This window comes from Microbacterium sp. 2MCAF23, from assembly GCF_052115565.1.
Classification (GTDB): domain Bacteria; phylum Actinomycetota; class Actinomycetes; order Actinomycetales; family Microbacteriaceae; genus Microbacterium.
Map to the genome: position 1 here is coordinate 36990 of NZ_JBFRGY010000016.1, position 26029 is coordinate 63018.

Annotated in this window: 26 protein-coding genes; 17 read left to right on the forward strand and 9 right to left on the reverse strand. The window is 68.4% G+C overall.

Annotated features, from left to right (window positions below; genetic code table 11):
- Position 1 precedes the first annotated feature (1 nt).
- The 3 genes from hisD to AB4078_RS16965 are packed head-to-tail and all read left to right on the forward strand — an operon-like array spanning position 2 to position 2888.
- Positions 2-1336 (forward strand): histidinol dehydrogenase, encoded by a 1335-nt coding sequence (hisD, locus tag AB4078_RS16955; protein ID WP_441978112.1) that lies wholly within the window; start codon positions 2-4, stop codon positions 1334-1336.
- A gap of 10 nt (positions 1337-1346) precedes the next feature.
- Positions 1347-1820, forward strand: coding sequence for a transcriptional regulator NrdR (nrdR, locus tag AB4078_RS16960; protein WP_440731458.1), 474 nt, complete (start codon positions 1347-1349; stop codon positions 1818-1820).
- A gap of 45 nt (positions 1821-1865) precedes the next feature.
- Positions 1866-2888, forward strand: a complete 1023-nt coding sequence (locus tag AB4078_RS16965) for a quinone-dependent dihydroorotate dehydrogenase (protein WP_441978113.1) — start codon at positions 1866-1868, stop codon at positions 2886-2888.
- A 92-nt stretch (positions 2889-2980) separates the two neighbouring features.
- Here the strand turns inward: AB4078_RS16965 and AB4078_RS16970 are convergent, their stop codons facing one another.
- Entirely contained in the window at positions 2981-3538 is a 558-nt protein-coding gene (locus AB4078_RS16970) for a DUF3043 domain-containing protein (RefSeq protein WP_440731460.1), read from the reverse strand.
- Between the two features lie 54 nt (positions 3539-3592).
- On the opposite strand from AB4078_RS16970, the gene AB4078_RS16975 reads away from it, so the two are divergent.
- The 5 genes from AB4078_RS16975 to AB4078_RS16995 all read left to right on the forward strand — a co-directional run bounded on the left by AB4078_RS16975 (position 3593) and on the right by AB4078_RS16995 (position 8683).
- Positions 3593-5008, forward strand: coding sequence for a dipeptidase (locus tag AB4078_RS16975; protein ID WP_440731461.1), 1416 nt, complete (start codon positions 3593-3595; stop codon positions 5006-5008).
- 117 nt (positions 5009-5125) lie between these two features.
- Entirely contained in the window at positions 5126-5485 is a 360-nt protein-coding gene (gene erpA / locus AB4078_RS16980) for an iron-sulfur cluster insertion protein ErpA (RefSeq protein ID WP_233309172.1), read from the forward strand.
- Positions 5486-5606: 121 nt separating this feature from the next.
- On the forward strand, positions 5607-6512 hold the full coding sequence (ctaC, locus tag AB4078_RS16985) for an aa3-type cytochrome oxidase subunit II (RefSeq protein WP_440731462.1): 906 nt from the start codon (positions 5607-5609) through the stop codon (positions 6510-6512).
- Between the two features lie 5 nt (positions 6513-6517).
- Entirely contained in the window at positions 6518-8245 is a 1728-nt protein-coding gene (ctaD, locus tag AB4078_RS16990) for an aa3-type cytochrome oxidase subunit I (RefSeq protein WP_441978114.1), read from the forward strand.
- A 3-nt stretch (positions 8246-8248) separates the two neighbouring features.
- Positions 8249-8683, forward strand: a complete 435-nt coding sequence (locus AB4078_RS16995) for a cytochrome c oxidase subunit 4 (RefSeq protein ID WP_441978115.1) — start codon at positions 8249-8251, stop codon at positions 8681-8683.
- Between the two features lie 232 nt (positions 8684-8915).
- On the opposite strand, the gene AB4078_RS17000 is transcribed toward AB4078_RS16995, so the two are convergent.
- The 5 genes from AB4078_RS17000 to ctaE form a co-directional block, all read right to left on the reverse strand.
- The gene (locus tag AB4078_RS17000; protein ID WP_441978116.1) at positions 8916-9335 is read right to left on the reverse strand and encodes a rhodanese-like domain-containing protein; all 420 of its coding nucleotides are present in this window, start codon (positions 9333-9335) and stop codon (positions 8916-8918) included.
- Positions 9336-9420: 85 nt separating this feature from the next.
- Positions 9421-11232, reverse strand: coding sequence for a cytochrome bc1 complex cytochrome b subunit (gene qcrB, locus AB4078_RS17005; RefSeq protein WP_441978117.1), 1812 nt, complete (start codon positions 11230-11232; stop codon positions 9421-9423).
- On the reverse strand, positions 11229-12302 hold the full coding sequence (gene qcrA, locus AB4078_RS17010) for a cytochrome bc1 complex Rieske iron-sulfur subunit (RefSeq protein WP_441978118.1): 1074 nt from the start codon (positions 12300-12302) through the stop codon (positions 11229-11231). The genes qcrB and qcrA overlap by 4 nt, the downstream gene beginning before the upstream one ends.
- Before the next feature lie 33 nt (positions 12303-12335).
- Complete coding sequence (qcrC, locus tag AB4078_RS17015; RefSeq protein WP_441978119.1) at positions 12336-13133, reverse strand: cytochrome bc1 complex diheme cytochrome c subunit; 798 nt, start codon at positions 13131-13133, stop codon at positions 12336-12338.
- A 21-nt stretch (positions 13134-13154) separates the two neighbouring features.
- Positions 13155-13787: an aa3-type cytochrome oxidase subunit III gene (ctaE, locus tag AB4078_RS17020; protein WP_440731470.1), complete on the reverse strand. Its 633-nt coding sequence runs from the start codon at positions 13785-13787 to the stop codon at positions 13155-13157.
- A 181-nt stretch (positions 13788-13968) separates the two neighbouring features.
- On the opposite strand from ctaE, the gene trpD reads away from it, so the two are divergent.
- Complete coding sequence (gene trpD, locus AB4078_RS17025) at positions 13969-15033, forward strand: anthranilate phosphoribosyltransferase (protein ID WP_441978120.1); 1065 nt, start codon at positions 13969-13971, stop codon at positions 15031-15033.
- A gap of 21 nt (positions 15034-15054) precedes the next feature.
- Positions 15055-16041, forward strand: coding sequence for a PHP domain-containing protein (locus AB4078_RS17030; protein WP_441978121.1), 987 nt, complete (start codon positions 15055-15057; stop codon positions 16039-16041).
- A gap of 49 nt (positions 16042-16090) precedes the next feature.
- On the opposite strand, the gene AB4078_RS17035 is transcribed toward AB4078_RS17030, so the two are convergent.
- Positions 16091-17026: a 5'-3' exonuclease gene (locus tag AB4078_RS17035; protein ID WP_440731472.1), complete on the reverse strand. Its 936-nt coding sequence runs from the start codon at positions 17024-17026 to the stop codon at positions 16091-16093.
- A 311-nt stretch (positions 17027-17337) separates the two neighbouring features.
- On the opposite strand from AB4078_RS17035, the gene rpsA reads away from it, so the two are divergent.
- The 4 genes from rpsA (at position 17338) to AB4078_RS17055 (ending at position 21659) form a co-directional block, all read left to right on the forward strand.
- Complete coding sequence (gene rpsA / locus AB4078_RS17040) at positions 17338-18798, forward strand: 30S ribosomal protein S1 (protein ID WP_440731473.1); 1461 nt, start codon at positions 17338-17340, stop codon at positions 18796-18798.
- A 205-nt stretch (positions 18799-19003) separates the two neighbouring features.
- Positions 19004-20233, forward strand: coding sequence for an MFS transporter (locus tag AB4078_RS17045; RefSeq protein ID WP_441978122.1), 1230 nt, complete (start codon positions 19004-19006; stop codon positions 20231-20233).
- A gap of 35 nt (positions 20234-20268) precedes the next feature.
- On the forward strand, positions 20269-20877 hold the full coding sequence (gene coaE, locus AB4078_RS17050) for a dephospho-CoA kinase (RefSeq protein WP_441978123.1): 609 nt from the start codon (positions 20269-20271) through the stop codon (positions 20875-20877).
- Positions 20874-21659, forward strand: coding sequence for a GNAT family N-acetyltransferase (locus tag AB4078_RS17055; protein WP_441978124.1), 786 nt, complete (start codon positions 20874-20876; stop codon positions 21657-21659). Before coaE ends, AB4078_RS17055 begins: the two co-directional genes overlap by 4 nt.
- Positions 21660-21662: 3 nt before the next feature.
- On the opposite strand, the gene AB4078_RS17060 is transcribed toward AB4078_RS17055, so the two are convergent.
- Entirely contained in the window at positions 21663-22262 is a 600-nt protein-coding gene (locus AB4078_RS17060; RefSeq protein WP_441978125.1) for a DUF4126 domain-containing protein, read from the reverse strand.
- A gap of 306 nt (positions 22263-22568) precedes the next feature.
- Here AB4078_RS17060 and AB4078_RS17065 point away from each other — a divergent pair, with 306 nt between their 5' ends.
- The 3 genes from AB4078_RS17065 (at position 22569) to AB4078_RS17075 (ending at position 25632) form a co-directional block, all read left to right on the forward strand.
- On the forward strand, positions 22569-23129 hold the full coding sequence (locus AB4078_RS17065; protein WP_440731478.1) for a hypothetical protein: 561 nt from the start codon (positions 22569-22571) through the stop codon (positions 23127-23129).
- Positions 23130-23192: 63 nt separating this feature from the next.
- Positions 23193-25262 carry an excinuclease ABC subunit UvrB gene (gene uvrB / locus AB4078_RS17070; protein WP_440731479.1) on the forward strand — a complete coding sequence of 690 codons (2070 nt, stop codon included), beginning with the start codon at positions 23193-23195 and terminating at the stop codon, positions 25260-25262.
- A 37-nt stretch (positions 25263-25299) separates the two neighbouring features.
- Positions 25300-25632: a TfoX/Sxy family protein gene (locus AB4078_RS17075; protein ID WP_441978126.1), complete on the forward strand. Its 333-nt coding sequence runs from the start codon at positions 25300-25302 to the stop codon at positions 25630-25632.
- Positions 25633-25762: 130 nt separating this feature from the next.
- On the opposite strand, the gene AB4078_RS17080 is transcribed toward AB4078_RS17075, so the two are convergent.
- A complete protein-coding gene (locus AB4078_RS17080; protein ID WP_440731481.1) occupies positions 25763-26008 on the reverse strand; it encodes a hypothetical protein in 246 nt (81 codons plus the stop codon).
- Positions 26009-26029: the final 21 nt, after the last annotated feature.

Here is a 26029-nt window from a genome sequence, read left to right on the forward strand (position 1 = left end):
CATGCAGACGATCGACCTGAGGGGACGCTCCCTCTCCACCGCTGACATGCTGGCCGTCGTGCCACGCGCGACCGCCGCCCGCGCCGAGGCGCTGGCGACCGCGACCGCGATCGTGGAGGACGTCCGCGTCCGCGGTGAGGAGGCACTGCGTGAGCAGGCCGAGCGTTTCGACAAGGTCAGCGGGCACGCGATCCGGGTTCCTCGCGAGCACCTCGACGACGCTCTCGCCGGTGTCGACCCGCAGGTGCGGGACGCGCTGGAGGCGGCGATCGAGCGGGTGCGCCGGGGCTCCGCCGCGCAGGTGCCCGCGCCGCAGGTCACCGAGATCGAACCGGGCGCCCGTATCGTGCAGCGCTGGCAGCCGGTCGGACGGGTCGGCGTCTACATCCCCGGCGGGAAGGCTCCCCTCGCCTCGAGCGTCGTGATGAACGTCGTGCCCGCTCAGGTCGCGGGCGTCGAGAGCATCGCCCTCGCCTCCCCGCCGCAGTCGGCAGAAGACGGCCGGATCCACCCGACCATCCTCGCCGCGGCCGCCCTGCTCGGCGTGGACGAGGTCTACGCGATCGGCGGTGCAGGTGCGATCGGCGCTCTCGCGCACGGTGTCGCGGCGATCGGACTCGACCCGGTCGACGTCATCTCCGGACCGGGCAACAACTACGTCGCCTCCGCGAAGCGCGCCGTTGCCGGCGTCGTCGGGACGGACTCCGAGGCAGGGGCGACCGAGATCCTCATCGTCGCCGATGCCGCAGCTGACGCTCGTCTTGTCGCCGCAGATCTGATCAGCCAGGCCGAGCACGATGAGCAGGCCTCCGCTGTGCTCGTCACGGACTCGCCCGAACTCGCGGACCGTGTGGCGGTCGAGGTCGCGACGGCCGCAGCCGCCACACGACACAGCGCGCGTGTGCAGACCGCGCTGGACGGTCCGCAGTCGGCGATCGTGCTGGTCGACGACCGTGCCGCCGCCGTGGCGTTCAGCAATGCCTATGCCCCCGAGCACCTCGAACTGCATCTCGTGGACGCCGAGGAGGCGGCCGCGGTCTTCACGAGCGCCGGTGCCGTGTTCGTCGGAGATCAGACGCCGGTGAGCCTGGGCGATTACATGGCGGGCAGCAACCACGTGCTTCCGACCGGGGGACAGGCGCGCTACGCCTCCGGCCTCGGCGCCTACACGTTCCTCCGCCCGCAGCAGGTGATCTCGTACGACCGCGATGCGCTGGCGCGCGCCCGCAAGGGCGTCGTGGCACTCGCCGACGCGGAGATCCTGCCGGCGCACGGCGAGGCCGTCCAAGCCCGGTTCGCAGGAGCGCCGGAGCCCGCCGCGGCGACCGGGGCGTAGGCTTTCACGAATGCACTGCCCGTTCTGCCGCCACCCGGACTCCCGCGTCATCGACTCGCGCACGAGCGATGACGGCCTTTCGATCCGTCGACGCCGTCAGTGCCCGGAGTGCGGCGGGCGGTTCACGACCACCGAGACCGCGAGCCTGAACGTCATCAAGCGATCCGGTGTGATGGAGCCGTTCAGTCGCGAGAAGGTCATCTCGGGCGTCCGCAAGGCCTGCCAGGGGCGCCCTGTCACCGAGGCGGATCTGGCGATCCTCGCGCAGCGCGTCGAGGAAGCGGTACGGCAGACCGGCGTCTCGCAGCTGGACACCAACGAGATCGGCCTGGCCATCCTGGGCCCGCTGCGGGATCTGGACGAGGTTGCCTACCTCCGCTTCGCGAGTGTGTACCAGGCGTTCGACTCACTTGAGGACTTCGAGGCGTCCATCGCCGAACTGCGCGCCGACCATCAGAGGGCGGCCGAGCAGACGGCGCTCTGAGCGACGGGTCGGTATCAGGGGCCTGACCCCGGTAGCCTGGCAGGAATGTATGCCCTGCTCTTCCGCCTCGTCCTCGCGCGCTTCGATCCCGAATTCGCCCACCATGCCGGCATGGTCGTGGTGCGGATTCTCGGAGTGCCTCCGTTCTCCTGGGTCGCGCGTGCGCTGACCCGGCCGGCGGCGGGCGATGAGGTGCGGGCACTGGGGCTCACATTTCCGACTCCGTTCGGTATCGCGGCGGGGTTCGACAAGAACGCGGTCGGCGTGCGCGGGTTGTCCGCGCTCGGCTTCGGACATGTCGAGGTCGGTACGATCACGGCCATCCCGCAACCGGGCAACCCCAAGCCGCGCCTGTTCCGGCTCATCCCGGATCGCGCCGTGGTGAACCGCATGGGCTTCAACAACGCTGGTGCCGAGGCCGCGGAGAAGCGACTCTGGAAGCTCCGCCGCCGCAGGCCGGTCGCCGTCATCGGGGTCAACATCGGTAAGAGCCGCGTGGTCGCCGTCGAGGACGCGACCGCCGACTACGTCGCATCGGCCGTGCGCCTCGCGCCGCTCGCGGACTACCTCGCGATCAACGTCTCGTCGCCGAACACGCCGGGCCTTCGGGGGCTGCAGGCCGTGGAGACCCTCGCACCGCTGCTGCGCGCTGTGAAGGCCGCGGCCGGTGCGACCCCGCTGCTGGTGAAGATCGCCCCGGACCTTCCCGACGACGAGGTCACGGCGATCGCTGAGCTCGCCGTCGCCGAGGGGCTGGACGGACTCATCGCCACCAACACCACGATCACCCGCGACGGTCTCGTCACGGATCCGGAGAAGGTCGCCGCGGCGGGGGAGGGCGGCCTCTCCGGCGCCCCGCTCAAGGAGCGCTCGCTCGCCGTCCTCCGCCTCGTGCGCGACGCCGTGCCCGCCGACTTCTGCGTCATCTCGGTGGGCGGGGTCGAGACGGGGGCCGAGGTGCGGGAACGGCTCGACGCCGGTGCCACGCTGGTGCAGGGCTACACCGCGTTCCTCTATCGCGGGCCGCTCTGGGCGCGCCAGATCCGCGCGGGGCTGCGTCGCCGCTGAGCCGACGCGGAGGAGCGGCGCATCAGGCCGTACACGAAAAAGGATCCCGGCGCCTTGCGCACGGGATCCTTCTTCTCGTCAGGGGATCCGGATCAGTCCGGGTACTGCCCGCGCTTGACCTGCGGCTTCGGCAGACGCATGAAGCGCATCTGCAGAGATCGCATCGCGGCGTACCAGGCCAGTCCGCGCTCGCGCTTGTCCTTGCCGAACTTGTCCGCGATCCGGCGGTTCACGCGGATGCCGAGGAAGACCATATCGATGATCGCGATCGCGATGAAGCCCCACAGGCCGATGAACGCCCAGTAGGCGACCAGGGTGTTCGGGATCAGCGAGACCACGATCACGACGACCATGAGAGCCATGATCCACTCGCTGACATGCCAGCCGGCGTCGACGTAGTCGCGCACCCAGCGCCGCTGCGGCCCGCGGTCGCGGACAGGGAGGTACTTCTCCTCGCCGTTCGCCATGCCGACGCGCTGCCGCTCCTGACGGAGGCGCAAGTCGGCGCGAGCCTGCGCCTTGGCCTCTTTGGTGTCCGGCACGAGCGGTCGGCGTCGAGCGGCCTCCTGCTCCGCGCGCGTCGGCGTGCGGCGCCCCTTGCCGTTCGCGTCGGCTGAGTCCTCTGGTGCGGGGGTGGGAGTGCTGGGCACGAAGGCTCCTGATGTCGAGAGAGCGGGAAACGGGTGTTCTCTAAGATTACCTGTATGACTTCTCCCTCCTCCTCGGTCACCGCACCCGGTGACGTCGAAGCCGCCGTCACCGCCGCCGTGAGCACCGGGATCCCCGCTGCGCTCAGCGATCTCGGTGCTCTCGTGCGCATTCCCGGGGTCGCGTGGCCGGCGTTCGATCAGACCCAGCTCGTGCGCAGCGCCGCCGCCGTCGCCGAGCTCGCCGAGGGTACAGGCGTGTTCGACAGCGTGCGCGTGCTGCGTGCGGCGATCCCCGGCACCGACGAGGTCGGCCAGCCCGCGATCCTGGCGCGTCGGGCCGCACGCAACGGCAAGCCCACGATTCTGCTCTACGCGCACCACGACGTCCAGCCCCCCGGGGACGACGAGCTGTGGGACACGCCGCCGTTCGAGCCCACCGTCCGGGACGGGCGTCTCTACGGTCGAGGGGCCGCCGACGACAAGGCCGGGATCATGGCGCACATCGCGTCCATCCGTGCGGTCGCGGAGGCGCTCGGCGATGACCTCGACCTCGGGATCGCGATGTTCATCGAGGGCGAGGAGGAGTACGGATCCCGCTCGTTCGGGCAGTTCCTCAGCGACAACGAGGACGCCCTGCGCGCCGACGCGATCGTCGTGGCCGACTCCGGCAACTGGGACTCCGTCACACCGGGTCTCACGGTGTCTCTGCGTGGCGCGGTGCGCTTCACCCTCACCGTGCGGACTCTCGACCACGCCTCGCACTCCGGCATGTTCGGGGGAGCGGTGCCCGACGCCATGCTTGCGACCATCCGCCTGCTGAACACGCTCTGGGACGAGAACGGATCCGTCGCGGTCGAGGGACTGACCGTGCGCGATGCGGAGACGCCCGAGTACAGCGAGGGGACGCTGCGCGAGGAGACCGGGCTGCTGCCCGGCGTCACGCCCATCGGCGACGGCACGATCCTCAGCCGCATCTGGAACAAGCCCTCGGTCACCGTGATCGGGGTGGACGCCACTTCCGTTGCGGCCGCATCCAACACGCTCTCGCCGGAGACGACGGTCGTGCTGAGCTGCCGCATCGCGCCGGGGCAGAGCGCGGACGACGCGTACGCCGCGCTGCAGGCGCACCTGCGTGCTCATGCGCCCTTCGGCGCGGAGCTCTCCTTCTCCGACGTCGACCTCGGCAACCCGTTCCTGGTCGACACGAGCGGCTGGGCGGTCGGGCTGACGCGCGGCGCCATGAAGGACGGCTACGGCACCGCACCCGTCGACCTCGGTATCGGCGGATCCATCCCGTTCATCGCCGACCTGGTGGAGCGCTTCCCCGGCGCGGAGATCCTCGTGACCGGCGTGGAGGACCCGCACGCGCGGGCGCACAGCCCCAACGAGTCGCTGCACCTGGACACCTTCCGCCACGCCGTGGCGACGGAGGCGCTGCTGCTCACCCGGATGAACGAGATCACCCTCTGACGAGGAAGGGCGCATCGATCGCGGTCATGACCGGCCGCGCTCGATGCCGCCCTCGTGCGCGGCGGTAGACTCGAAGCACGGGAACCGTGCCGGTGCACGGCCGATCCAAGGAGCGACATGAGCGACATCACCCTCACCCCCGAGACCACCGCCCACGGCGTGAAGCTCACCGACGCCGCCGCGGCGAAGGTGAAGAGCCTGCTGGAGCAGGAGGGTCGCGACGACCTCCGCCTGCGCGTCGCCGTGCAGCCCGGCGGCTGCTCCGGCCTGATCTACCAGCTGTACTTCGACGAGCGCTATCTCGAAGGCGACGAGACCGTCGATTTCGATGGCGTCGAGGTGATCGTCGACAACATGAGCGTGCCGTATCTCGACGGCGCGGCGATCGACTTCAAGGACACCATCTCGGAGCAGGGATTCACGATCGACAACCCCAACGCGCAGGGTTCCTGCGCCTGCGGCGACAGCTTCCACTGAGCCGCGAAATCCCTTCTCCCACCCCTGCGCCATCCACGCCGAACCTGCGTGGATGGCGTGAATCGGGTGTGAGCTTGCCCTAGACTGGGGTAGCCCACGTCCGTGATCTGAAAGGTGCATCGTGCCCTCGAAACGCCGCCTTCGTTGGGCCGCACTCCCCCTGGGAGTAGCGGCAGCCGTGGCCCTCTCGGGATGTGCCCCGCTCATGGAGCGCGGCTTCCTGCCCGGCTTCGACGACGGCACTCACGCGACGAATCAGACCGAGCGCGTCACGTCGCTCTGGGTCAACTCGTGGATCGTCCTCCTCATCGTCGGCCTCATCACCTGGGGTCTCATGGGCTGGGCTGCGATCGCCTACCGGCGTCGTAAGGGACAGACCGGCCTGCCGGTGCAGCTGCGCTACAACATGCCGATCGAGATCTTCTACACGCTCGTTCCGCTGATCCTGATCTTCGGCATGTTCGCCTTCACGGCGCGCGATCAGACGATCATCGAGACCCAGTACGGCCCGGGCAATGAGCCCGATGTCTCGATCACCGCGATCGGCAAGCAGTGGGCGTGGGACTTCCAGTACGACGGCACGGAGAAGGACAACTCCGACGCCGTCTGGACCATGGGTGTCCAGGCCCAGCCCGACAAGGCCGGCAACATCGATCAGGCCGCCCTGCCCACGCTGTACCTGCCGGTCGACAAGAAGGTGAAGATCACCCTGCAGTCGCGCGACGTGATCCACTCCTTCTGGATCATCGACTTCCTGTACAAGAAGGACATGTACATCGGCAAGGACAACTCCTGGTCGTTCACGCCGACCCGTGAGGGCACCTACCAGGGCAAGTGCGCCGAGCTCTGCGGCGAGTACCACTCGATGATGCTCTTCAACGTGAAGGTCGTCAGCGATGCGGAGTACCAGTCGTACTTGACCAAGCTCAAGGACGAGGGCAACACGGGCGACATCACCGACGCCTACGACCGCCTCACCAACTTCCCCGGCACCGGGAAGCCCGCGACTGACTCGGAAGCGAAGTAAGCAGAATGACGAGCACTCTTCCCGACACCTCCGAGGCCGGCGCGCGTCCGACGACGATCCCGCCGCGTCAGGCGGCTCTGCTCAGCTCGACCCGCGTCGAGCAGAAGGGCAACATCGTCGTCAAGTGGATCACCTCCACCGACCACAAGACGATCGGATACATGTATCTGATCGCCTCGGTGCTGTTCTTCCTCCTCGGCGGCGTGATGGCCCTCATCATCCGCGCTGAGCTGTTCTCGCCGGGCATGCAGATCGTGCCGACGAAGGAGCAGTACAACCAGCTGTTCACGATGCACGGCACGATCATGCTGCTGATGTTCGCGACCCCGCTGTTCGCGGGCTTCGCGAACGCGATCCTCCCGCTGCAGATCGGCGCCCCCGACGTGGCGTTCCCGCGTCTGAACGCCTTCGCGTTCTGGCTGTTCCTGTTCGGTTCGACCATCGCGGTCGCGGGCTTCCTCACGCCGCAGGGCGCGGCCTCGTTCGGGTGGTTCGCCTATCAGCCACTCGCGAGTGCGTCGTTCACTCCGGGTGCCGGCGGCAACCTCTGGATGCTGGGGCTCGGCATGTCCGGTTTCGGCACGATCCTCGGCGCCGTGAACTTCATCACCACGATCATCACCATGCGTGCGCCCGGAATGACGATGTGGCGCATGCCGATCTTCTCGTGGAACACGCTGATCACCAGCCTGCTGGTGCTGATGGCGTTCCCGGTGCTGGCCGCCGCCATCCTGGCCGCTGCCGCCGACCGCGTGCTCGGCGCGCACATCTACGACCCGGCCAACGGTGGCGTGCTCCTCTGGCAGCACCTGTTCTGGTTCTTCGGCCACCCCGAGGTCTACATCATCGCGCTGCCGTTCTTCGGCATCGTGTCGGAGATCTTCCCGGTGTTCAGCCGCAAGCCGATCTTCGGGTACAAGACCCTGGTCTACGCGACGATCGCGATCGCGGCGCTGTCTGTGGCCGTGTGGGCGCACCACATGTATGTGACCGGCGGGGTGCTGCTGCCGTTCTTCGCCCTGATGACGATGCTCATCGCCGTCCCCACGGGTGTGAAGATCTTCAACTGGATCGGCACGTTGTGGCGAGGGTCCGTGACCTTCGAGACGCCGATGGTGTTCGCCCTCGGCTTCCTGGTGTCGTTCGTCTTCGGCGGACTGACCGGCGTCATCCTGGCGTCTCCGCCGCTGGACTTCTTCCTCTCCGACTCGTACTTCGTGGTCGCGCACTTCCACTACGTGGTGTTCGGAACGGTCGTGTTCGCGATGTTCGCCGGTTTCTACTTCTGGTGGCCGAAGTGGACCGGCCGGATGCTCAACGAGCGCCTCGGCTACGTGCACTTCTGGATGCTGTTCATCGGCTTCCACATGACCTTCCTCATCCAGCACTGGCTGGGTGTCGACGGCATGCCGCGTCGCTACGCCGACTACTCGGCCTACGACAACTGGACGTGGGAGAACCAGGTCTCGACCATCGGCGCCATCATCCTGGGCGCGTCGATGCTGCCGTTCTTCCTGAACGTGTGGCTGACCGCCCGCAAGGCGCCGAAGGTAACCGTGAACGACCCGTGGGGCTATGGCGCCTCGCTCGAGTGGGCGACGTCCTGCCCGCCGCCGCGGCACAACTTCACCTCGATCCCGCGTATCCGCAGCGAGCGTCCGGCGTTCGACCTCAACCACCCGGAGGCCGCCGAGCACCCGGTTGCTGCGGCCGCTGACGGAAAGGCCCGCTGACCCATGCGCGACAACATCGTTCTGTGGTGGATCCTCACCGCATTCTTCGCCCTCATGGGCGTGACCTACACGGTCTGGAACCTGGTCGCGCACGCCGGTGAGCCCCCCGTGAATGCGATCGAGTGGGTCGGCACCGTCGCCCTGTTCTTCGCAACGTTCATGGGCGCGATGATCGCGTTCTACCTCGACCGCACCCACAAGGCACAGGGCGGCACGCTGCCCGAGGACATCCTCACCAGCGACATCGATGACGGCGATCCGGAGCTCGGCGAGTTCAGCCCGTGGTCCTGGTGGCCGATTGTCCTCGCGGGCGCTGCGGCGGTCGGCATGATCGCTCTCGCCGTGGGTGTGTTCCTCTTCCCGGTCGCGCTGGCAATCTTCGTGGTCGCGATCGTCGGCTGGGTGTACGAGTACTACCGCGGTCACTTCGCCCGCTGAGCGGAGATCCCCGCGAGAAGGCCCTGGAGCAACGCTCCAGGGCCTTCTTCTTTGTGGGTTCGCCACCCTCATCAGGGGTGACGGCGTCGAAGAGCTCAGCGAGGGATCGGGACCTTGGGTGGCGCGATCGCGATGGGGGCGCGCTGACCAGAGTGGCGTCCACGGTCCAGCGGTCGGAGGGGAGGTGCACGCCTCTGCCCGCCGCGTAAGGCCGTGACAACCTCGGACGCGGTCAGGCGTGAGTGCGGATACGGGCGATGCCCGTGAGGGGGTCCACGGGGCGCCGATGCACGCCGTCGGCGTCTTCGACGGGGTAGCCCTCACGTACCCAGTATTCGAAGCCGCCGATCATGAGCTTCACGTCGTATCCGAGCTTGGCGAACTCCAGGGCGCCCTTGTCACCTGCGTTGCAGCCAGGGCTCCAGCAGTAGACGACCACGGGGGTGCCCTGGGGGATCTCCTGCGGCGCCCTTGCTGCGATCTCGCTGTAATGCATGTGGATCGCATCGACGATGCGCCCCTGGGCCCAGGCCTCGTCGCTGCGGACGTCGACGACGGCGAGCTGTTCGCCGGCCTTGCGGGCGGCGTGCACGTCGCTCGCATCGGTCTCGTGGGAGAGCTTTGCGGTGAAGTGATCCGTGGCGGAGGTCATGCCGCCAGGCTACTCCGGTGAGGCACCGGGGAACGACGAAGGCCCCGTCTTGTGACGGGGCCTTCGATCGAGCTGGGGGAGCGGCCTACTCGCCGCCCTCCTTCGCCTGCAGGGATTCCGGAGCGAGCGCCGAGCTCGGCGTGTTCGGAGTCTCGCTGACGTGAGCGGTGTCGACCGGAGCGATCTGGTCCTCGCTCACACCGGCACGGGTGTGGGACGCCACGATCTCCTCGTGAGCGGCCTCGTTCGTGTCGTGCAGTGCATGACGCTGGTGCGCATCGGCTGCGGCGACCTCGGCCTGCGTGAGCGGGGACAGGCGGTCCTCGAAGAACCAGCGGGACATCGAGGAGCGCAGGTTCTGCGTCCACGGGATGCGGCCCTTGGCGTTCGGGCGGACCACGAGCGGCTCGTACGTCTCGATGTCGATGAGCTTCCAGCGGTCGTACACGTCGACGGGCTTGTGGACCTCGATGAACTCGCCGCCCGGAAGGCGCACGATCCTGCCGGACTCGTAGCCGTGCAGGACGATCTCGCGGTCCTTCTTCTGCAGGGCGATGCAGATGCGCTTCGTGACGAAGTAGCTGAGCACCGGGCCGATGAACAGCAATGCCTGGAGCGTGTGGATCACGCCCTCCATCGTCAGCGAGAAGTGCGTCGCGATCAGGTCGGACGAGGCGGCCGCCCACAGCGTCGCGTAGAAGATCACACCGGCCACGCCGATCGCGGTGCGCGTGGCGGAGGTGCGGGGACGCTGCGCGATGTGGTGCTCGCGCTTGTCGCCCGTGATCCACGCCTCGATGAAGGGGTAGACGGCGACGAGCACGATGAACAGGCCCAGCACCAGCACCGGGATGATGATCCCGAACGACCAGGTGTGGTCGAGGAACACGACATCGAGGTTCGACGGCGCCAGACGCAGCGCGCCGTCTGCGAAGCCGATGTACCAGTCCGGCTGCGTACCCGCCGACACGGGGGAGGGGTCGTACGGACCGTAGTTCCAGATCGGGTTGATCTGGAACAGCGAGGCGATCAAGACGATCACGCCGAACGTGATGAACAGGAAGCCGCCCATCTTCGACATGTAGATCGGCATCATCGGGTAGCCCACGACGTTCTCGTCCGTGCGGCCGGGGCCGGCGAACTGCGTGTGCTTGTTGATCACCATCAGCATGAGGTGCAGCACGACCAGGCCGATCACCAGGAGCGGCAGGATCAGGATGTGCAGCGTGTAGAGGCGCCCCACGATCTGGTCGCCCGGGAACTCGCCGCCGAACAGCATGAACGAGGTCCAGGTGCCGATCAGCGGGAGGCCCTTGATCATGCCGTCGATGATGCGCAGACCGTTGCCCGAGAGCAGGTCGTCGGGGAGCGAGTAGCCGGTGAAGCCCTCGGCCATGGCGAGGACGAACAGCACGAAGCCGATCACCCAGTTCAGCTCACGGGGCTTGCGGAACGCGCCCGTGAAGAACACGCGCAGCATGTGCACGCCGATGCCGGCCACGAAGGTCAGCGCCGCCCAGTGGTGGATCTGGCGGACCAGCAGGCCGCCGCGCAGATCGAACGAGATGCGCAGCGTCGAGTCGAGGGCCGCGGACATCTCCACACCGCGCATGGGCGCGTAAGCGCCGGCGTAGTGGGTGGGCACCATCGACGCCTGGAAGAAGAACGTCAGGAAGGTGCCGGACAGCAGCACCACGACGAAGCTCCACAGTGCGATCTCGCCGAGCATGAAGGACCAGTGATCCGGGAAGATCTTCCGGCCCAGCTCCTTGACGAAACCGGAGAGGCTCGTCCGCTCATCGATGTAGTTGGAGAGACCGCCGACGAATCGGCCGCCCAGGGGCGCCTCCGAAGGCTTCTCCGAGGACTTCTGTTCGGTAACAGTTGCGGTGCTCAATGACGCTCCCAGAAGCTCGGACCGACGGGTTCGTGGAAATCGCTCTGCGCGACGAGGTAGCCCTCATCGTCGACCGTGATCGGCAGCTGCGGCAGCGGGCGGGCCGCCGGACCGAAGATGACCTTGGCCTCTTCGGTGATGTCGAACTGCGACTGGTGGCAGGGGCAGAGCAGGTGGTGCGTTTGCTGCTCGTACAGCGCGACGGGGCAGCCGACGTGGGTGCAGACCTTGGAGTACGCGACGATGCCGTTGTACGCCCAGTCCTTGCGCGCTTCGGAGGGATGGAGCTGCTCGGGAAGCAGGCGGACGAGCAGCACGATCGCCTTGGCCTTCTCCTCGAGGTAGCCGTCCTCGTGGCCGACCTTGCTGAGCGGCTCCGGGATCACGTGCACGGCGGAGCCCAGCACGATGTCCGCGGCGCGGATCGGCGTGCCGTCGGGGTCGTGCGCAAGGCGCATCCCCTTCTCCCACATCGTGTGCTTGAGCAGCTGCACCGGGTCGCCCGCGATCGGGTTCTCCGGGGTGCTGTGCGGGGCCAGCCCGCGGAAAAGCGCGAGACCGGGGACGACGGAGGCGACCACTGCGGCGATGAGCGAGTTGCGGATCATCACACGGCGCCCGAACCCGGACTCCTCGTTCGCGTCTGCGAAGGCCTTGATCGCGGCCTCGCGGGTCGAGTCGCGGCCACGGGTGGGGTGGCGGTACTCGATGTGCTCGTGGTCCGCCATGATCGCCTTCGACCAGTGGATCGCACCGATACCCAGCGCGAGCAGAGCGAGGGCGATTCCGAGGCCGATGAACAGGTTGTTGTAGCGCACGTCGATGAGCGAGCCGCTCTCGATCGGGAACAGCATGTAGGCGGCGACCGCCCAGATGCTGCCTGCGAGCGAGAGGTAGAAGAGCGTGTAGACCGTGCGGACAGCGGCGTTCATCGCCTTCGGGTCCTGGTCGGTGACGCGCTCGCGGTGCGCGGGCAGCCCCGGGTTGTGCGCGGGGTCGCTGACGTCGACGCTCAGCCCGGCCGGTGCCTGATAGGTCCGGTCAAGAGCGTGCGGGTCGTCGTGTGCCATGGTTCTCCTCGTACGTTCTTCGATATGCCGGCGTCAGTTGGACTTCGCCGTGATCCACACGGTGATGGCGACCAATGCGCCGATGCCGAAGATCCAGATGAACAGACCCTCCGAGACGGGTCCGAGCGATCCGAGGTCCATACCGCCGACCTGGGGCGCGTTCTGCTGGAAGAGCAGCGCAGAGATGATGTCGCGCTTGTCTTCGGCCGAAAGGTTCATGTTGCCGAAGACCGGCATGTTCTGCGGACCGGTGACCATGGCGGCGTACATGTGCAGTGCGCTGGTCTTCATCAGGCCCGGGGCGTACTTGCCCTCCGTCAGAGCGCCACCGGCGCCCGCGACGTTGTGGCACATCGCGCAGTTGATGCGGAACAGCTCGGCACCGTGCGCGACATCGCCCTTGCCGTCGAGGATCTTCTCCTCGGGGTAGGTCGGGCCGGGCGCCACGGACTGGACCCAGGCGGCGACGTTCTTGATCTGCTCCTCGGAGAACTGCGGGTGCTTCTGCGGAGCCTGCGGGCCCTGCATCTGCAGCGGCATGCGCCCGGTGGACATCTGGAACTCGACCGCGAGCTCGCCGACGCCGTACAGGCTCGGTCCGGTGGCGGTGCCCTGCAGGTTCATGCCGTGGCAGGTGGCGCAGTTCGCCTGGAACAGCTTCTGCCCGTCCTCGGTCGAGACCGCGGCGGTGACGGACGCCGGCTCGGTCGCGGCGAACGCCGCACTCGCACCGGCGTAGATGCCGCCGGTGATCATCAGGCCTGCGCCGATCAGAGCCGCAGCGGCCAGGGGGCTGCGACGGCCAGTACGGCGCTTCTTCTCACGTGCCATGTCGGGAATCCGCTCCGCTTCTTACTTGAGGAAATAGATGACGAAGAACAGCACGATCCAGACGACGTCGACGAAGTGCCAGTAGTAGGACACCACGATCGCGGTCGTCGCCTCCTTGTGCGTGAAGTTCTTGACGGCGAAGGCGCGGCCGAGGGTCAGCAGGAACGCGACCAGACCGCCGGTGACGTGCAGAGCGTGGAAGCCCGTGGTGATGTAGAACGCGGAGGCGTAGGAGTCGGCCGAGATCGGCATGCCCTCCGCGACCAGCTGCGAGTACTCCCAGACCTGGCCGGACACGAAGAACGCGCCCATCGCGAAGGTCAGCCAGAACCACGGCACCATGCCCCAGCGCTTGCGTCCCTTGTCGTTCACCGACGTGTAGGGCTGCATGCGCTCCGCGGCGAAGACACCCATCTGGCAGGTGAACGAGGACGCCACCAGGACCAGGGTGTTGATCGCGGCGAACGGCACGTTCAGGCTCTCTGTGCGCGATGCCCAGAGCTCCGGAGAGGTGCTGCGCAGGGTGAAGTAGATCGCGAAGAGTCCCGCGAAGAACATCACCTCACTGCCGAGCCAGACAATGGTTCCCACAGCCACCGGGTTGGGGCGCTTGATCGTTCTCGCCGCCGGGGCATACGTCGCTGAGGTCGTCACCCGTCCATTATGGCCGATCCGAGACGCCGATTGTCGCACCGGCGGCGGCGGTTCAGCCCGTCAGGGCCTCGGTGTGGCCTCGGAACCAGCCGCGAATCCCCTGAGAGACGCGGGCTTGCGGGCGGGTCGCCGGGTGCCGGAGCGGGGATCACGACTGCATCACATCGCTAGGATCGCTGGCATGGCGGATGTTCTGACCTGGCCCGATGTCCTCTCCACGCTCCTCGCCGGGCGTGACCTGAGCGTCTACGAGTCGACCTGGGCGATGCGTCAGGTGATGCGCGGGCAGGCCACTCAGGCGCAGCTGGCCGGCTTCCTCGTCGGGCTGCGCGCCAAGGGGGAGACGATCGACGAGGTGGTCGGCTTCCGTGACGCGATCCTGGAAGCGGCCGTGCCGCTGCCCGTGTCCTCGGATGTGCTGGACATCGTGGGAACCGGGGGAGACCGGATCGGGACCGTGAACGTGTCCACCACCGCCGCCATCATCATCGGGGCGACCGGCATCCCCGTCGTCAAGCACGGAAATCGCGCGGCCAGCTCGGCGTCCGGATCCTCCGACGTGCTCGGTGCGCTCGGCCTCCAGCTCACCCTCGACCCGCAGGCCGTCGCCGAGATCCTGGACCGCACCGGCATCACGTTCGCCTGGGCGGGGGCGTTCCACCCCGGGTTCAAGAACGCGGGCGCCGTCCGCGCAGAGCTCGGTGTGCCGACCGTGTTCAACATGCTCGGCCCGCTGTGCAACCCGGCGCGCGCCGAAGCGAATGCGGTGGGCGTCGCCCAGCTCGACCGGGTGCCGCTCATCACCGGCGTGTTCCGCACCCGCGGCGCCACGGCTCTCGTGTTCCGCGGTGACGACGGACTGGACGAGCTCACGACGACGGGCCACAGCCGTATCTGGGAGGTCACCCGCGGAGACATCCACGAGCACGACCTGGATCCGCGCGACCTGGGCATCCCGCTCGCCGATCTCGCCGACCTCATCGGCGGTTCCCCGGAGCACAACGCGGGCGTGCTGCGCCGCACGCTGGAAGGCGAGCGCGGCGCCGTGCGCGACATCGTGCTGCTGAACGCGGCGGCCGGCATCGTCGCCTACGAGCTGTCCCACGACGCGTCCCAGGCGCAGGTGCCGATCGTGCAGCGGCTGCGCGCGGCCCTGGGCCTGGCTGAAGCAGCCGTCGACGACGGGCGCGCGCTCGCGAAGCTGGACGCGTGGGTCGCGACATCCAAGGAGCTCGCCGCGAGCTGAGCGGCGCAGGGGACTGTCGGCATGGATCCGCAAGAGGCGCTGCTCGAGATCGCCAGGCTGCTCGAGCGCGAGCGGGCGTCGCGCTATCGGGCCAAGGCGTTCCGCGCCGCCGCGGCGACCTATGCCGAGCTCCCCGAGGACGCACGGTCGGATCTGAATCGGATCCAGCAGGCGAAAGGGATCGGATCCTCGACGTTCGAGGTCATCCGGCAGGCACTCGACGGGCAGACGCCGTCCTACCTCGTCGAGCTTCGCGGCGAGGTCGAACCGGAGATCGTCTCGGAGCTGCGTTCCCGGCTGCGCGGAGATCTGCACGCGCACACCGAATGGTCGGACGGGACGACCTCGATCGAGGCGATGGCGGACGCCGCCCGCGCCCTGGGGCACGAGTACCTCGCCATCACCGACCATTCGCCGCGGTTGCGCGTGGCGCGCGGCCTGACCGCTGAGCGGCTGCGTCTGCAGCTGCCGCAGGTGCGTGCGCTCAGTGGTGAGGGGTTCACGATGCTCACCGGGATCGAGGTCGACATCCTCGACGACGGGCGCCTGGACCAGGAGGACCGGCTGCTCGGCGAACTGGACGTCGTGGTCGCCTCGGTGCATTCCAAGCTCGCGATGGAGCCGGGGCCGATGACCCGGCGCATGGTCGCGGCGGTCTCGAACCCGCGTGTCAGCGTGCTCGGACATGTCACAGGTCAACTCGTGCAGGGGGAGCGGGGCACTCGCCCGCCCTCGAGGTTCGATGCCAGGGCGGTGTTCGAGGCGTGCGCCGAGAACGGCGTCGCCCTCGAGATCAACTCGAGACCGGAGCGGAACGATCCGCCGGACGGGCTCCTCGCACTCGCGCTCGAGATCGGCTGCCTGTTCTCGATCGACTCCGACGCGCACGCGCCAGGGCAGCTGTCGCTGCTGGACCACGGAGCCCAGCGTGCCGAGCGCGCCGGCGTCCCCGCAGAGCGGATCGTGACGACCTGGGGGCTCGACCGGCTGCTGCGCTGGGCCGGTTGAGTCGCACCGAAGACGGGCCGTTCGAGCCCTGGGAGGGACGGGCGACGGCTCAGGCCGTGCGGCTGAGCGCCTCCAACGCACGTGCCATCGACGTGCCGAGGTTCCAGCGTTCCGCGACCCCGACCGCGGTGGCGGTCTCGGCGGCGTCGAGCGGCCGCAGGGCCTCGGCAGGAACGGCGATCGGCAGCGCGGTCGCGACGCGCACCACGGTGGGGGCGACGTCGAGATAGTCCGATGCGGCGAGGATCTTCTTCGCCACGCTCGCCGACATCCCCTCCGCCCCCTCGGCGGCGGTGCGGATCGCCGCGAGGTCGCCGTGCACGGCGAGGAGGTTCGCCGCGGTCTTCTCCCCGACGCCCGCGACTCCGGGCAACCCGTCGGAGGCGTCGCCGCGCATCGTGGCGAAGTCGGCGTACTGGCTGGGCAGCACGCCGTACTTGCGCACCACGGTCTCCTCGGTGACGTCCTCGAGATTGCTCATCCCGCGGGCGGTGTAGATCACGCGGACACCACGGCCGTCGTCGACGAGCTGGAACAGGTCGCGGTCTCCGGTGATGATGTCGACGGGCATGTCGGACACGGTCGCCAAGGTGCCGATCACATCGTCGGCCTCGTGCTCCGCGACGCCGATGATCGGGATCCGCAGTACGCCGAGCGCCTCGCGGATGATCGGGATCTGCGCCTCGAGCGGGTCCGGAACCTCCTCGACATCCGCGCCGCCCGGGACCACCTCGACGACGCGGTGCGCCTTGTAGCTCGGGATGAGGTCGACGCGCCACTGCGGACGCCAATCATCGTCCCAGCAGGCGACGAGGTGCGTCGGGCGATACGCGGACACGAGCTTCGCGATCATGTCGAGCAGCCCGCGGGCCGCGTTCACCGAGGTGCCGTCCGGCGCCTTGACCGCGTCGGGCACGCCGTAGAACGCGCGGAAGTAGAGGCTGGCGGTGTCCAGGAGGAGCAGCTTGGGAGCGGCGTCGGTCATGCCCACAGTCTGCCAGTGCCTTCGTCGAAAGGGCGGCCGTCGAAACCGCGGGGAGCACCCACGCGGATCCGCGGGAACATCGCGAGATCCCGTGGCGTTGAACATCTGCTGTGCAGGACGCTCGGCGGCTAGGGGCCGCAGGAACGCGGGCAGCGGAACCCTCAGCGACCTGATAGCATGAAGTGTCACCCGTGGGGGCATCCTCTCGCGTGCGTGACGACCAAGACACATTCATTCGCCGCGGGGCAATCCCATGCTCTGATGAGCGCGCGCCGCAGCCCGAGTATCCATCAACAAGGACAACCCACTACATGACTACCGCAACGGCCGCCCCGGCCACCAAGCAGGTCGCGATCAACGACATCGGATCTGCCGAGGACTTCCTGGCCGCGGTCGAGAAGACCCTGAAGTTCTTCAACGACGGCGACATCATCGAGGGCACGATCGTCAAGATCGACCGCGACGAGGTCCTCCTCGACGTCGGCTACAAGACCGAGGGCGTCATCCCCTCGCGCGAGCTGAGCATCAAGCACGACGTCGACCCCAACGAGGTCGTCTCCGTCGGCGACCAGGTCGAGGCCCTCGTTCTCCAGAAGGAGGACAAGGAAGGCCGTCTGATCCTGTCCAAGAAGCGCGCCCAGTACGAGCGCGCCTGGGGCGATGTGGAGAAGATCAAGGAGAACGACGGCGTCGTCACCGGATCGGTCATCGAGGTCGTCAAGGGTGGACTCATCGTCGACATCGGCCTCCGTGGCTTCCTGCCGGCCTCGCTCATCGAGCTGCGCCGCGTCCGCGACCTCACGCCGTACCTCGGCCAGGAGATCGAGGCCAAGATCCTCGAGCTGGACAAGAACCGCAACAACGTCGTGCTCTCGCGCCGCGCCTTGCTCGAGCAGACGCAGTCCGAGTCGCGCACCACGTTCCTCAACAACCTGCACAAGGGCCAGGTCCGCAAGGGCGTCGTGTCGTCGATCGTGAACTTCGGTGCGTTCGTCGACCTTGGCGGTGTGGACGGCCTCGTGCACGTCTCCGAGCTGTCCTGGAAGCACATCGAGCACGCCTCCGAGGTCGTCGAGGTGGGCCAGGAGGTCACCGTCGAGATCCTCGAGGTCGACCTCGACCGCGAGCGCGTCTCCCTGTCGCTGAAGGCGACGCAGGAGGACCCGTGGCAGGTCTTCGCCCGCACCCACGCCATCGGCCAGGTCACGCCGGGCAAGGTCACCAAGCTGGTTCCGTTCGGTGCGTTCGTGCGCGTCGCGGACGGCATCGAGGGCCTCGTGCACATCTCCGAGCTGTCCAGCAAGCACGTCGAGCTGGCTGAGCAGGTCGTCTCGGTGGGCGAAGAGGTCTTCGTCAAGGTCATCGACATCGACCTCGAGCGCCGTCGCATCTCGCTGTCGCTGAAGCAGGCCAACGAGTCGGTCGACCCCTACGGCACCGAGTTCGACCCGGCCCTGTACGGCATGCTCGCCGAGTACGACGAGAACGGCGAGTACAAGTACCCGGAGGGCTTCGACGCCGAGACCGGTGCCTGGAAGGACGGCTTCGACGCTCAGCGCGAGGCTTGGGAGCAGGAGTACGCGGCTGCCCAGGCTCGCTGGGAGGCGCACAAGGCTCAGGTCATCAAGGCCGCCGAGGCCGAGGCTGCTGCGGGCGACGACTTCGGCGCGGCCGCGCAGTCGTTCTCGAGCGACTCCGCCGGTGCCGGCACGCTGGCCGACGACGAGGCTCTCGCGGCTCTGCGCGAGAAGCTCTCGGGCGGCAACGCGTAAGCAGCATCACCCTTCAGAACGGGCCGTCGCCTCGCCTTCGGGCGGGGTGGCGGCCCGTTCTGCGTACCCGGATGGATGCCGGAAGGGCGACTGAGCCCGCAGCGGTGGTTCGCCGTGAATCATGGCCGCACGGACGTGTGAGGATGGAGACCATGGATGCGATCGCTCTGGGTGCTCGCGATGCGCACGGGCGGATCCGCGTTCGGTGACGTTCGTCGGTCACGCCCCGAGATCCCCCGCGTACCGGAGGCTCATCCTCGGACTTTTCTTTGCGGGCATCGCGACGTTTGCGCAGCTGTACGCGCCGCAGGCCGTGCTGCCGCAACTGGCCCGCGATCTCGCCGTGGACCCGGCGACCGCCGCACTGAGCGTCTCCGCGGCCACGCTGGGTCTTGCGGCCTCGGTGATCGGCTGGTCGGTCGTCGCCGACCGGATCGGGAGAGTACCGGCGATGGCGGTCGGGGTGATCACGGCCACCGCGCTGGGGCTGCTCGCGCCGTTCAGCGGAGACATCGGCGTCCTGCTCGCCCTGCGGTGCGCCGAGGGGGTCGCACTGGGCGCCGTGCCCGCCGTCGCCCTCGCCTACCTCTCCGAGGAGGTCGGCCCTCGCCACGCGGCCGCTGCCGCGGGCAGCTACATCGCCGGCACCACGGTCGGCGGGCTCGCAGGCCGGATCGTGTCGGGTCTGGTCGCCGAGGTCGCGGGCTGGCAGACGGGCGTGTGGGCAGCGACGGGACTCTGCGCCGTCGCCGCCGCGTTGTTCCTCTGGCTTGCGCCGCGGTCGCAGGGCTTCGTGCCGCTGCGGCGACGTGCCGGCCGCGGCTCCGGCGTGCTGGCGCGGATCCTCGGCCTGCTGCGATCGCCCCGCCAGCTCGCACTCTACGCTCAGGCGTTCCTGCTGATGGGTGCCTTCGTGGCGGTGTACAACTACCTCGGGTTCCACCTCGCCTCGCCGCCGTTCGCGCTGCCCGTCTGGTTCGTGACGCTGCTGTTCCTCGCGTATCTGGCGGGCACCGCGTCTTCGCCGTGGGCCGGCGTCCTCGCGTCGACGGCCGGACGCTTCCCCGTGCTGCTGGGTTCGGTCGCGGTGATGGCTGGGGGAGCCGCCCTCATGCTCGCGCCGCTCACGATCATCGTGCTCGTCGGCCTGCTGCTCTTCACCGCGGGATTCTTCGGCGCGCACGCGGTGGCGTCCGGCTGGACGCCGGTCGCTGCCTCCGCGGAGAGCCGTGCGCAGGCGTCGTCGCTGTATTACTTCGCGTACTACGCGGGATCGAGCCTGTTCGGGTGGGCACTCGGGATCGCTTTCGGCTCATGGGGTTGGGCGTGGTTCGGGGGGATCGTGATCGGGATGTGCGCTCTGGCTGCCCTGGCGGCCGAGGTCGCGTTGCGTGCGGCGGATCCGTCTTCCCAGGGAGGGAGCAGTCGGCCCTGACGGCGAGCAGCGGATCCCCGTGCAAGACTGGCAGCATGCCCCTCATCGCGCTCACCGGCGGTATCGCGTCGGGCAAATCCACGATCGCGGCACGGCTCGCCGAGCACGGCGCCGTCGTCATCGACGCCGATCGGATCGTCCGCGACGTGCAGGCACCGGGCTCACCAGTGCTCGCGCGCATCGCGGCCGAATTCGGCGCCGAGATGATCCAGCCCGACGGCGCGTTGGATCGCGCGAGGCTCGGAGCACGGGTCTTCGGCGACGCCGAGGCGCTCGGCCGTCTGAACGCCATCGTGCATCCCGCCGTGAAGGCCGAGTCGCAGCGCCGGTTCGCGGCGGCCCTGGCGGCGGATCCCGCCGCTGTCGTGGTCTACGACGTCCCGCTGCTGGTGGAGGCGCGGGTGGACGATCCCTGGGATCTGATCGTCGTCGCCGACGCCCCGGCCTCTGTGCGCGAGGACCGGCTGGTGACGGAACGAGGTCTCGACCGAGACGAGGCGCGCAAGCGGATCGCCTCGCAGGTGTCGGACGAGCGCCGTCGCGAGATCGCGGACGTGCTCGTCGATACGGCGAGCTCGCTCGCGGACACCCTCCGCCAGACGGACGAGCTGTGGCAGCGGCTGCGGACCGAGGCGCGGGCGTGACGGATCTGCTGGCGGCATATGATCTGCAGCTGCGCGGAGAGGCGGAGTTGGCAGGTGCCGCGGATGTGCGGAGCATCGGCCCTGTCTCGGTCGGTCTCTTTCCCGGCGGTGCCGGATTCGCGAGCTACGTCGATCTCGCAGGCCTGGGCGAGCGGCGGATCCGAGCGCTCGTGCGGGAAGCGCGTGCTCACTTCGAGGTGTTGCCGGAGGTGCGCTCCGCGGAGTGGAAGACGCGCGGACACGACGTCGCTCCCGGCCTCGAGGAGGCGTTGCGCGATGCGGGTTTCGTACCGCAGGAGGCGGAGTCGGTGATGCTCGGCGAAGCGGCTGCCCTCGCCGGCGCAGTGCCGGTGCCCGAGGGCGTGGTGCTGCGCGAGATCCGGGACGAGACGGACATCGTGGAGATGGAGCGGATGCAGGCGGCCGTCTTCGGGCACGGCGATGGCGCCGAGAGGGTGCAGCGCACGATCGCGCGTGTCGCGGCCGGCGACGACGTCGTGCTGTGGATCGCGGAGGCCGAAGGGCGCGTGATCAGCGGAGGCCGCCTCGAACCCGTCGCCGGCACCGAGTTCGCCGGGATCTGGGGCGGCGCCACCGTTGCGGAGTGGCGCGGGCGGGGCGTGTACCGCGCGCTGACGGCGAAGCGGGCGCAGGCAGCCCTGCATCGCGGGCTGCGATATCTGCATTCCGACTCCACCGAGTTCTCCCGGCCGATCCTGGAGCGCTCCGGGATGCGCAAGGTCACGACCACCACGCCGTACGTCTGGACGCGCGGAGGCTGACGGCTACTCCGCGTGAGTGCGTGCGCGACGTCGCAGGGACCGTCGCCGCATGACGACGATGATTGCGACGATCAGGACGACCAGCAGGATCGCCGCGACGACGGGGACGAGGATCGCGGCCGCGCTCAGAACGAACGCGGCGATGTCCTCCGTCGTGCTGAGCACCGGGGCGGCGACGCCCGCCGTGGCTGCGTTCGCCGCGACCCGCCCAGTGGCCTTGGCGGCGTGCACGGCGAGCGCGATGACGATCCCGACGACGATGGGGATCCAGGTGTGCTCGGAGAAGAACGCGCCGGGATCATCCACGGCGACGGTCCGCGCGCTCGCGCCGGCGCCGAAGGCGACGCCGCCGGCGGCGGGTCGGATGATGCTGTGCACGACGTCGTTCAGAGAATCCAGAGCGGGGATCTTGTCCGCCACGACCTCCAGCACCAGAAGGACGCCGATGATCCAGAGGGCGACGTCGCTGCCCAACCAGGACCAGCCGGCGGGGAGGGCGACGGCGGGCAGGAGCTTCGCCGCCAGGCCGAGCAGGAACAGCGGTATCCAGGCGTTCAGGCCGGCCGCCGCAGCCAGGCTGGATCCGATCACGAATTCGAGCACGGCACCACTGTAGGTGAGCGACCGGGGTTTGCCGCCTGCTGCCCCCTGAGCCGGAATGACAAGGGGGCGACAGCGGGGAGCGCTGATCGATCGCGCGGTTTGTTCGTATGGTTTGCAATATTCGATTGGATCGTATATGTTCGCTCGCGGGGCAGTGCGGGGAAGCGCTGTGGGGACAATGGGGAAAGCTCTGGGGAGTATCTGGGTGCTGGACGTGCGGCGTCTCCGTCGTGCGCGTCGACCCTGTGACGTGCGCGATCTCGGTTTCTGAGCCTCTCGCTCAACCGATATCTGGAGTGCAGAATCATGACCGACGTCAAGAGCGGCCTCTCGCGCCGTACCGTAATCAAGGGTGCCGCGTGGTCGGTGCCCGTCATCGCCGTCGCGGCGGCCGCGCCGTTGGCTGCCGCGAGCACGAACACCAACCCGACGAGTGTCGGATCGCTCGTCGAGTCCTCGCCGAACGTGAAGGACAGCGTGCTGTCTGCGTCCTCGTCGCGCGTCGAGGCGTGCTTCCCGAACGACACCTTCTCGACCCCGTTCAACCTGATCGCCACGATCACCTTCGACAACAGCGACCCGGCATTCTCCCTCGCAGGGGCCACTGTCACGTCGGCCGGGAATGTCTGGACCGTCGCCAGTCGCACGGCGACGTCGGTGACGCTCACAGCGACGCAGACGGTGACCTGCTACGCCGGTATCACTGGGTTCGACCTGGCGTACAACGCCGGATCCGCCGTGCCTCCGCTGAATTCGCTGACTCTGAACATCTCGGGGGTGAGCACGGACGGGACGCGAAAGATCGATGGTCTGATCTCGGCCCTCGACAACGGTCCGGTCGTGGGGCCCAAGGTCCACGACGCCTGATCCCTTGGGATCCATCGAGGAGCCCCCGACGCCAATGTCGGAGGCTCCTCGTAGTGTTAAGGGATGCAACCCACGCGTTCGGTCCGGCCGTTCGAAGTCGTCTCGGAGTACGTGCCCGCCGGTGATCAGCCGCAGGCCATCTCCGAGCTCGCGGCGCGCATCAACGCGGGTGAGACCGACGTGGTGCTGCTCGGCGCGACCGGAACCGGCAAGTCCGCGACCACGGCGTGGCTCATCGAGCAGGTGCAGCGCCCCACGCTGGTGCTCGCGCACAACAAGACGCTGGCCGCGCAGCTGGCGAACGAGTTCCGCGACCTGATGCCGAACAATGCCGTCGAGTACTTCGTCTCGTACTACGACTACTACCAGCCCGAGGCCTACGTCCCGCAGACGGACACCTTCATCGAGAAGGACTCGTCGGTCAACGCCGAGGTGGAGCGGCTGCGTCACTCCACGACGAACTCGCTGCTCAGCCGCCGCGACGTGGTGGTCGTCTCCACGGTGTCGTGCATCTACGGGCTCGGCGCGCCGGAGGAGTACCTGCGGGCGATGGTCGCGCTGCAGGTGGGGGAGCGCTACGACCGCGATGCGCTGATCCGGCAGTTCATCGCCATGCAGTACAACCGCAACGATGTCGACTTCTCCCGCGGCAACTTCCGCGTGCGCGGCGACACGATCGAGATCATCCCCGTCTACGAGGAGCACGCGATCCGCATCGAGCTGTTCGGTGACGAGATCGAGGCGCTGTACTCGCTGCATCCGCTCACCGGAGAGGTGATCGCCAAGCTGGATTCCGTGCCGATCTTCCCCGCCTCGCACTATGTGGCCGGCACCGACGTCGTCCAGCGGGCGATCGGCCAGATCGAGGAGGAGCTCACAGAGCGGCTCGCCGAGCTCGAACGCCAGGGCAAGCTGCTCGAGGCGCAACGGCTGCGCATGCGGACATCGTTCGACCTGGAGATGCTGCAGCAGCTCGGCTTCTGCTCCGGCATCGAGAACTACTCGCGGCACATGGATGGCCGCGAGGCGGGCGAGCCCCCGCACACGCTGCTGGACTTCTTCCCCGACGACTTCCTGCTCGTCATCGATGAGTCGCATGCGACGGTGCCCCAGATCGGAGCCATGTATGAGGGCGATGCATCCCGCAAGCGCACCCTCGTCGACCACGGCTTCCGGTTGCCCAGCGCGCTGGACAACCGCCCGCTGCGGTGGGATGAGTTCAAGAACCGGATCGGGCAGACCGTCTACCTCTCTGCGACCCCCGGCAAGTACGAGATGGGCATCGCCGACGGCGTCGTCGAGCAGATCATCCGGCCGACCGGGCTCGTGGATCCGGAGATCGTCGTGAAGCCCTCGAAGGGGCAGATCGACGACCTGCTCGAGGAGATCCGGCTGCGGGTCGAACGTGATGAGCGCGTGCTCGTCACCACGCTCACGAAGAAGATGGCGGAGGAACTCACCGACTTCCTGGGGGAGCACGGGGTCAGGGTCCGCTACTTGCACTCGGACGTCGACACTCTGCGCCGCGTCGAGCTGCTCACCGAGCTGCGGGCGGGTGTCTACGATGTGCTCGTCGGCATCAACCTGCTTCGCGAGGGCCTCGACCTGCCGGAGGTGTCGCTGGTCGCGATCCTCGATGCGGACAAGGAGGGGTTCCTCCGCAGCGGCACGTCACTCATCCAGACCATCGGCCGAGCGGCGCGCAACGTGTCCGGTCAGGTGCACATGTACGCCGACAACATGACCGACTCGATGAGCAAAGCGATCGAGGAGACCGAGCGCCGACGTGAGAAGCAGATCGCGTACAACACGGCGAACGGCATCGATCCTCAGCCGCTGCGCAAGCGCATCGCGGACATCACCGATGTGCTCGCGCGCGAAGGGGCGGACACCGCCGAGATGCTCGCCAAGCGCACCAAGTCCGGGCGAGGCAAATCGCCGACTCCGAACCTGCGGCGCGTGGGCATCGCGGCCGAGGGTGCGGAGCAGCTCGAGGAGACGATCGCGGATCTGTCCGCGCAGATGCTGGCCGCGGCCGGAGAGCTGAAGTTCGAGCTCGCCGCGCGCCTGCGCGACGAGGTGCAGGACCTGAAGAAGGAGCTGCGTGCCATGGAGCGGGCCGGACACGCCTGACTCGATCGTGCAGAGCGCCCATGGCGGAGGAGGCCACATGGTGGACGCGTCGGTGGCTGAATTGGCCGACCGGATCCGCGCGCTGCTCGGCGGTACGGATGACGTCGAGGAGCGCGCGATGTTCGGCAGTCGCGCCTTCCTCAGCGAAGGGCGGATCCTGGTGGGCGCGCGCAAGGGTGGGGTGCTGCTGGTGCGCGTCGGCGCGGAGCGCGGCGCGGTGCTGCTGACCGGGCAAGGAGTCGCTCGCGCGGTCATGGGCGCCCGCACCATGAGCGAGAACTGGCTCGACGTGGCGCCCGAGGCGATCGCCGACGACAGGGCGCTCATGGAATGGATAGATCTCGCGCGGGAGGACGCCGGTGCCGCGTGAGGCGGTTTCGGGCGGCGCCGGTGCGGGGTGATGCGCTTGTGGGAGGATGCCGGCGCGGCATGATGCGCTCGCTCGGGACGCGGGGGCGCGGCATCGCGACGCGATTCCGAGGTGACCTCGCCGGGCGGGCTCAGGGACAGTGCACGAGCGGCTTCGGGCCGCTGCGGTCGATCTCGTGCGCCGTCATCGGGGCGCCGCACAGCGGGCAGCCGCGCTGCGCGCGTTCCGCGGCTGACGGCGGCGGTGTCGCCTCGTAGGGGCCGACCGAGGCCGGGCCGGCGAAGCGGATCAGGTTGGTGTTGATCCATGCATAGAGGCCCCCCGCCTCACGGATGCGCTGCCGGAGCGGCGGTCGTTCCACGGGATTGTTCGTCATGATTATTAGTGTACTAATGAT

What these genes read in the sequence shown, in the direction of transcription:
- AB4078_RS16965 (WP_441978113.1), top strand. Translation starts at nt 1,866, where the DNA reads ATGTATGCCCTGCTCTTCCGCCTCGTCCTCGCGCGCTTCGATCCCGAA.
- qcrC (WP_441978119.1), bottom strand. Translation starts at nt 13,133, where the DNA reads ATGGCACGTGAGAAGAAGCGCCGTACTGGCCGTCGCAGCCCCCTGGCC.
- coaE (WP_441978123.1), top strand. Translation starts at nt 20,269, where the DNA reads ATGCCCCTCATCGCGCTCACCGGCGGTATCGCGTCGGGCAAATCCACG.
- AB4078_RS16975 (WP_440731461.1), top strand. Translation starts at nt 3,593, where the DNA reads ATGACTTCTCCCTCCTCCTCGGTCACCGCACCCGGTGACGTCGAAGCC.
- AB4078_RS17000 (WP_441978116.1), bottom strand. Translation starts at nt 9,335, where the DNA reads ATGACCTCCGCCACGGATCACTTCACCGCAAAGCTCTCCCACGAGACC.
- erpA (WP_233309172.1), top strand. Translation starts at nt 5,126, where the DNA reads ATGAGCGACATCACCCTCACCCCCGAGACCACCGCCCACGGCGTGAAG.
- AB4078_RS17065 (WP_440731478.1), top strand. Translation starts at nt 22,569, where the DNA reads ATGACCGACGTCAAGAGCGGCCTCTCGCGCCGTACCGTAATCAAGGGT.
- hisD (WP_441978112.1), top strand. Translation starts at nt 2, where the DNA reads ATGCAGACGATCGACCTGAGGGGACGCTCCCTCTCCACCGCTGACATG.
- AB4078_RS17035 (WP_440731472.1), bottom strand. Translation starts at nt 17,026, where the DNA reads ATGACCGACGCCGCTCCCAAGCTGCTCCTCCTGGACACCGCCAGCCTC.
- qcrA (WP_441978118.1), bottom strand. Translation starts at nt 12,302, where the DNA reads ATGGCACACGACGACCCGCACGCTCTTGACCGGACCTATCAGGCACCG.
- nrdR (WP_440731458.1), top strand. Translation starts at nt 1,347, where the DNA reads ATGCACTGCCCGTTCTGCCGCCACCCGGACTCCCGCGTCATCGACTCG.
- trpD (WP_441978120.1), top strand. Translation starts at nt 13,969, where the DNA reads ATGGCGGATGTTCTGACCTGGCCCGATGTCCTCTCCACGCTCCTCGCC.
- rpsA (WP_440731473.1), top strand. Translation starts at nt 17,338, where the DNA reads ATGACTACCGCAACGGCCGCCCCGGCCACCAAGCAGGTCGCGATCAAC.
- AB4078_RS17080 (WP_440731481.1), bottom strand. Translation starts at nt 26,008, where the DNA reads ATGACGAACAATCCCGTGGAACGACCGCCGCTCCGGCAGCGCATCCGT.
- uvrB (WP_440731479.1), top strand. Translation starts at nt 23,193, where the DNA reads ATGCAACCCACGCGTTCGGTCCGGCCGTTCGAAGTCGTCTCGGAGTAC.
- AB4078_RS17075 (WP_441978126.1), top strand. Translation starts at nt 25,300, where the DNA reads ATGGTGGACGCGTCGGTGGCTGAATTGGCCGACCGGATCCGCGCGCTG.
- AB4078_RS17030 (WP_441978121.1), top strand. Translation starts at nt 15,055, where the DNA reads ATGGATCCGCAAGAGGCGCTGCTCGAGATCGCCAGGCTGCTCGAGCGC.
- ctaD (WP_441978114.1), top strand. Translation starts at nt 6,518, where the DNA reads ATGACGAGCACTCTTCCCGACACCTCCGAGGCCGGCGCGCGTCCGACG.
- AB4078_RS16995 (WP_441978115.1), top strand. Translation starts at nt 8,249, where the DNA reads ATGCGCGACAACATCGTTCTGTGGTGGATCCTCACCGCATTCTTCGCC.